The organism is Halochromatium salexigens (assembly GCF_016653295.1).
GTDB lineage: Bacteria > Pseudomonadota > Gammaproteobacteria > Chromatiales > Chromatiaceae > Lamprobacter > Lamprobacter salexigens.
The window spans coordinates 1-4,190 of the sequence record NZ_NHSF01000004.1; the positions used below are offsets into that span (position 1 = coordinate 1).

Here is a 4,190-nt window from a genome sequence, read left to right on the forward strand (position 1 = left end):
CGTGGCTGCGACCATCGATAAGCTCGCGCGCAAGGTCCGCCGCGTCTTCGATTATCTGGGCATGACGGCAAATTCCCCACCCCACGACGCCCGATTGGCGACCGCTGGTTAGAACGGATTTGCCGTGCCCACTGGAGTGGGTGCTGTTGACCAATCTGGCGGTCGAGACCGCCGAGCAGGCGAGCGAAAAGCTTCTATGGTATCTCTGCAGATGGCAGGTTGAGATCTACTTCAAGGTGCTCAAAAGCGGCTGCCGGATCGAGGAGCTGCAACTGGAAAAGCGCGAGCGCTTGGAGCCTGCGCTAGCCTTCTACATGATCATCGCCTGGCGGGTGTTGTACCTGACCATGCTCGGGCGTGACTGTCCAGAGAGGCCCTGCGATACGGTCTTCGCCGATGAGGAATGGAAGGCGGTCTATCTGGTCACCCAGCGCAAGCCGCCACCCGAACAGCCGTAACCGTCCGGCGAATTACCTCCTATACGATCGCCGGCGCTGCTTGCACCCTAGCGCCTAGTCAGAGTAACACGAGGACTGGGCATGGCCGAGAAGCGACGCACGCCCGCTCAATGGCGCGAGCTGGTGCAAGGCTGGCCGCCCGCAAGCCGCGTACTGCCGACGCCACGGCATCGCCGTGAGCACCTTCCACCGTTGGCGCGAGCGCCTGCGCCAAGAGACGCAAACCAGCAAGTCATCCTTGAGCGCCGAGGAGCTGCAGCCGGCGACACTCCTACCCGTGCGGCTCGCCGATCGCCCCACGCCGCCCAGCCAGGAGGTGGGCGCCGCGCTAACGGTGGTGTTCACCAACGGACTGCGCCTGGAGATCGCCGCTGGCTGCGACCCGCGCACCCTGGGGCAGGTCGTCGACCTGTTGCAGACACCGGGTGCGGCATGATCAGCCTCGACGCCCACACCAAGGTCTACCTGGCCGCGGGATCAACGGACATGCGCAAGCAGATCGACGGCCTCGCCGCACTGGTCATCGATGTACTTCAAGCCGATCCCTTCTCATGCCATGTCTTTGTCTTCTGCAACCGAGGACGCGACAAGCTCAAGATTCTGTTCTATCACACCAACGGCTTTTGGCTCTGGTATCGGCGCCTGGAGCGGCAGCGGTTCTGGTGGCCTCAGCGCGCCACGGACGGCCCGGTTGAACTCTCGCTGCGCGAATTGAGCTGGCTGCTCGACGGGCTCGAGCCGGGCCGTGTGCAGGCCCACAAACGGGCTCAGTTTGACCTGATTTGAGTGCGATAAGTCTTCGTTTTATCGAGCAAAACAAGTATAATAGCGACCATGCAAACGGATGAGGCGCGCACGCTCCTCCAGTGGACAATCGATCCGTCCGCCCTTCGACGTCTGGTAGACGTTGCGCTCAACCTGGATGGCCCCGTAGGGGGTCTGATAGACCTTTTGGGTGCCGTAGAGCGTTTGGTCCACTTGATCGCGCCCGTCATCAGCGGCGAGCCGTCGGTGTCAAAACGGCTCAGCGCTTCGGCGGTGGCCAACTGACCAAGGGCGTTGCAGGCCTCTTGAATGCGACCTTCAGCTTCCAAGAGCGTACCGCTCAGATCCACGGTGATCTGCAGCGTGACGTGATGGCCCGTGCGGTTGATCAATTCAGCTGGCATCGTCGATCCCCTTGTCATGCGTGGTGTTGATCTGGGGAGGATGGCCGATTTTCACATCTTTGACAGGCAGCACCCCGGCGATCAAACGGCTGAACCTGGCGCAACGCGAGTCCGATCGGCTCGGCCGGCTGCTCGAGGACGTGCTGGCCTATGCCGGCCGTCGCACCGCCTCTCCCGAGCCGGTCGCGCTCGATGCGCTGATTCAGGCGCTGCTGCCATCGCTGCAAGCGCTGCCGAGTGTTGCGGATCGCCGGCTGCAGGTCGACTTGGGGTTGCCGGAGACCGAGATCCAAGCCGATCAAGCGCAGTTGCGCGAGGTCCTGATCAACCTCGTCGTCAATGCCTGCGAGGCGGTGGCAGCCGGCGACCCGGTGTTCCTGCGTACCGCTCGGCAGCCTGGCAAGGCGAGCCCGATGATCGAGGTGCGCAATGGCGGGCGGCCGATCCCGCCGGAGGTGCTTGCGCGCATTGGCAAGCCGTTCTTCTCGACCAAAGACACCGGCAATGGCCTGGGGGTGGCCTATGTGCGGCGGGTGGCCGCGGCGCATCATTGGGCGTTTTCGCTCGAATCGACAGTAGATGCTGGGACTGTTGCGCGATTGCTGCTGTGACAAGGAGCCTGCCGGTGCGGGCCGTTCGTGATGAACCGCCGTCAAGAGATCGATCAGGCGGTGTTGGACTTTCAGGCTGGGCGTTTGGAGTGCTGATGCCAGCGCCGAGTTCAGTGGCTGCTGCATCCAGACAGCGCCCGCGCGGTGGCCGATTACTGCCAGCAACTGACCGAGCAGGGCCTGGCCCAAGCCGGCGCCCGCTCATAGCGGATCTGGCGCAGCAGCCTGGCGGTCCAGCACGCGTCGACCTGCCTGGGCCGGACTGTTGACTTGGCCTGAGGTGGGGTGGCAATGCCCGCGGATGCTCAAGGACGAACGACGTCCGCGACCTCAGCGATCGCGGCCGCTGCACCACCGAGCTTGAATGTTGTCTCGACAAACCTGCCATCGGCATCGAGATAACCCAGACTGAGACCGCCCTCGCAGGCTTGCAGGTCGCTCAGAGTGTGGTTCTGCACGGGGGCTTCTCCAAACACCTGATCCACGACCTGCACGGCCTCTGCCGCGAGGTCATCGTCGTTGGTGCCGAGCCGCAGACCCTCGTGCCTGGTCTGTTCTCCACCGGTCTGCTCGACAGTCAGCCGCCGGAACAGGCGCTGATCCTCAACCTGGGTGGGGTCACCATGGCCATCAGTGGCTGTGCCCATCCGGGCATGGAGCAGATCGTCGAGTGGGGCCGGTTGCTGCTCGGTCGGCCGATCAGCTGGGCGATCGGTGGCTTTCATCTGATGGATGCCGACGATGCCGAGATCGCCCGCTCCGTGCAGGCCTTGCAGGCGCTCGGGGTGACTGATGTCCTGCCGACGCATTGCACCGGCGATGCGGCAATCGTGGCGTTCGAGCAAGCCTATGGTGAGCACTGCGTGAGCGGTGGGGTCGGGCGCCGACTGGAGCTTTGATCGGCGCCCTCGCGGCTCAGGATTGCTGCAAGCTGAGCGCTTTGCGAGTGTGTTGGCAAGCGATCTGCCGCCTGCTGCGAGCAGACCGCAATGCTGGTCATGTACTGACCATTCCGGCCGCAGCGATTGATTCGGCGGATGCTTTTGGACCTGTCACCGGGACTGCGCACAGGGTTATCCACAACGGCTGTGGAACAATGGCCCCGGATAGCGAGCGCCATGGAGGCGGGCGGTAGGCGTTTGGCAGAAAGTTTTACCCGCGCGCCGTGCCGACTCGCGCGCGCGGCGCTCCAGATCGATGATCGAGCGTCCAAGGCCATGGACCATGCGACGCAGGTGATGGGTGGCATCCTTGCGTTGCTTGTTGCTCAGGAGACCGGCGAACCAGAGTCCATCGAAACGAACTGCTGCGGACTTGGCATCGACAGGCACGCCGACCACCTCAAACGGAAGCGGCCCCAGGAAAGGCCGCCGTTGACGATCCGCACCCTGACCAGCAAACCGGAGCGTTCTGGCATTCGCATGCCGAAGCGGATCAGCATTTCTGTTCGATCACCGCGCCTGATTCTCAAAGGTGCAAGCCCAATCACGGCTACCTGCATTGCACCGCCGCGCTTCGTTATTGCTCAAGCTGTTGTCCCAGCGTCTTGCCACTCGCCCTGGCTGAGCTAATGTGGCGGCTGGGAGACTTCTGAGCGCCTCGCCGCTGAGCTGGGCCTGATCAGCGCGGGTGGCGAGATTGCCGAGCGAGACGACGCCGACACTGCGCTCGGTTCGGTCAACCACGATCAAACGGCGGATCTGCTGCTGCTCCATCAGCGTCGCAGCCTTGTCGACATCGTCGTCGGTATAGCGAAGCTCCACCCCGGTGGTCATGACGCGAGAAACCGATGCCTCGGGATCGATCTAGTTGCGCTGAATCGCTGAGGTGATTTCCAGAAACAGTTATACCGAGCAGGCAGGCTTGATCAAGATATCCCACTTCGGCAGATCGGGGTTGCGCAGTAGCCGCGCTTCGACCTCTCGCATGGCCTTCTTGGTGAGTTTGACGCC

General features: G+C 63.2%; 6 protein-coding genes and 2 pseudogenes. 6 read left to right on the top strand and 2 right to left on the bottom strand.

The window, feature by feature from the left end; all coding sequences use genetic code 11:
* Window positions 1–146: 146 nt before the first annotated feature.
* From CCR82_RS00085 to CCR82_RS00110, 6 genes and pseudogenes are all read left to right on the top strand, one after another.
* Entirely contained in the window at window positions 147–458 is a 312-nt protein-coding gene (locus CCR82_RS00085) for a transposase (RefSeq protein ID WP_242513124.1), read from the top strand.
* Window positions 459–585: 127 nt separating this feature from the next.
* Window positions 586–894, top strand: a pseudogene (tnpA, locus tag CCR82_RS00090) (IS66 family insertion sequence element accessory protein TnpA); the annotation flags it as partial.
* Window positions 891–1,244: an IS66 family insertion sequence element accessory protein TnpB gene (gene tnpB / locus CCR82_RS00095; RefSeq protein WP_201243173.1), complete on the top strand. Its 354-nt coding sequence runs from the start codon at window positions 891–893 to the stop codon at window positions 1,242–1,244. The pseudogene tnpA and the gene tnpB, both read left to right, overlap by 4 nt.
* 442 nt (window positions 1,245–1,686) lie before the next feature.
* Window positions 1,687–2,238 (top strand): sensor histidine kinase, encoded by a 552-nt coding sequence (locus CCR82_RS00100; RefSeq protein ID WP_201243174.1) that lies wholly within the window; start codon window positions 1,687–1,689, stop codon window positions 2,236–2,238.
* 21 nt (window positions 2,239–2,259) lie between these two features.
* Window positions 2,260–2,334: pseudogene (locus CCR82_RS19195) on the top strand (hypothetical protein); the annotation flags it as partial.
* A gap of 350 nt (window positions 2,335–2,684) precedes the next feature.
* A complete protein-coding gene (locus CCR82_RS00110) occupies window positions 2,685–3,137 on the top strand; it encodes an MBL fold metallo-hydrolase (protein WP_201243175.1) in 453 nt (150 codons plus the stop codon).
* Window positions 3,138–3,311: 174 nt separating this feature from the next.
* Here CCR82_RS00110 and CCR82_RS00115 read toward each other — a convergent pair whose 3' ends face one another.
* Together CCR82_RS00115 and CCR82_RS00120 are read right to left on the bottom strand one after the other, a co-directional pair.
* On the bottom strand, window positions 3,312–3,569 hold the full coding sequence (locus CCR82_RS00115) for a hypothetical protein (protein WP_201243178.1): 258 nt from the start codon (window positions 3,567–3,569) through the stop codon (window positions 3,312–3,314).
* Window positions 3,570–3,689: 120 nt separating this feature from the next.
* Window positions 3,690–4,013, bottom strand: a complete 324-nt coding sequence (locus CCR82_RS00120) for a CBS domain-containing protein (RefSeq protein ID WP_201243176.1) — start codon at window positions 4,011–4,013, stop codon at window positions 3,690–3,692.
* Window positions 4,014–4,190 lie beyond the last annotated feature (177 nt).

Bases quoted from the DNA above. Each gene is read 5' to 3' on its own strand.
- CCR82_RS00120 (WP_201243176.1), bottom strand. From the start codon at position 4,013: ATGACCACCGGGGTGGAGCTTCGCTATACCGACGACGATGTCGACAAG.
- tnpB (WP_201243173.1), top strand. From the start codon at position 891: ATGATCAGCCTCGACGCCCACACCAAGGTCTACCTGGCCGCGGGATCA.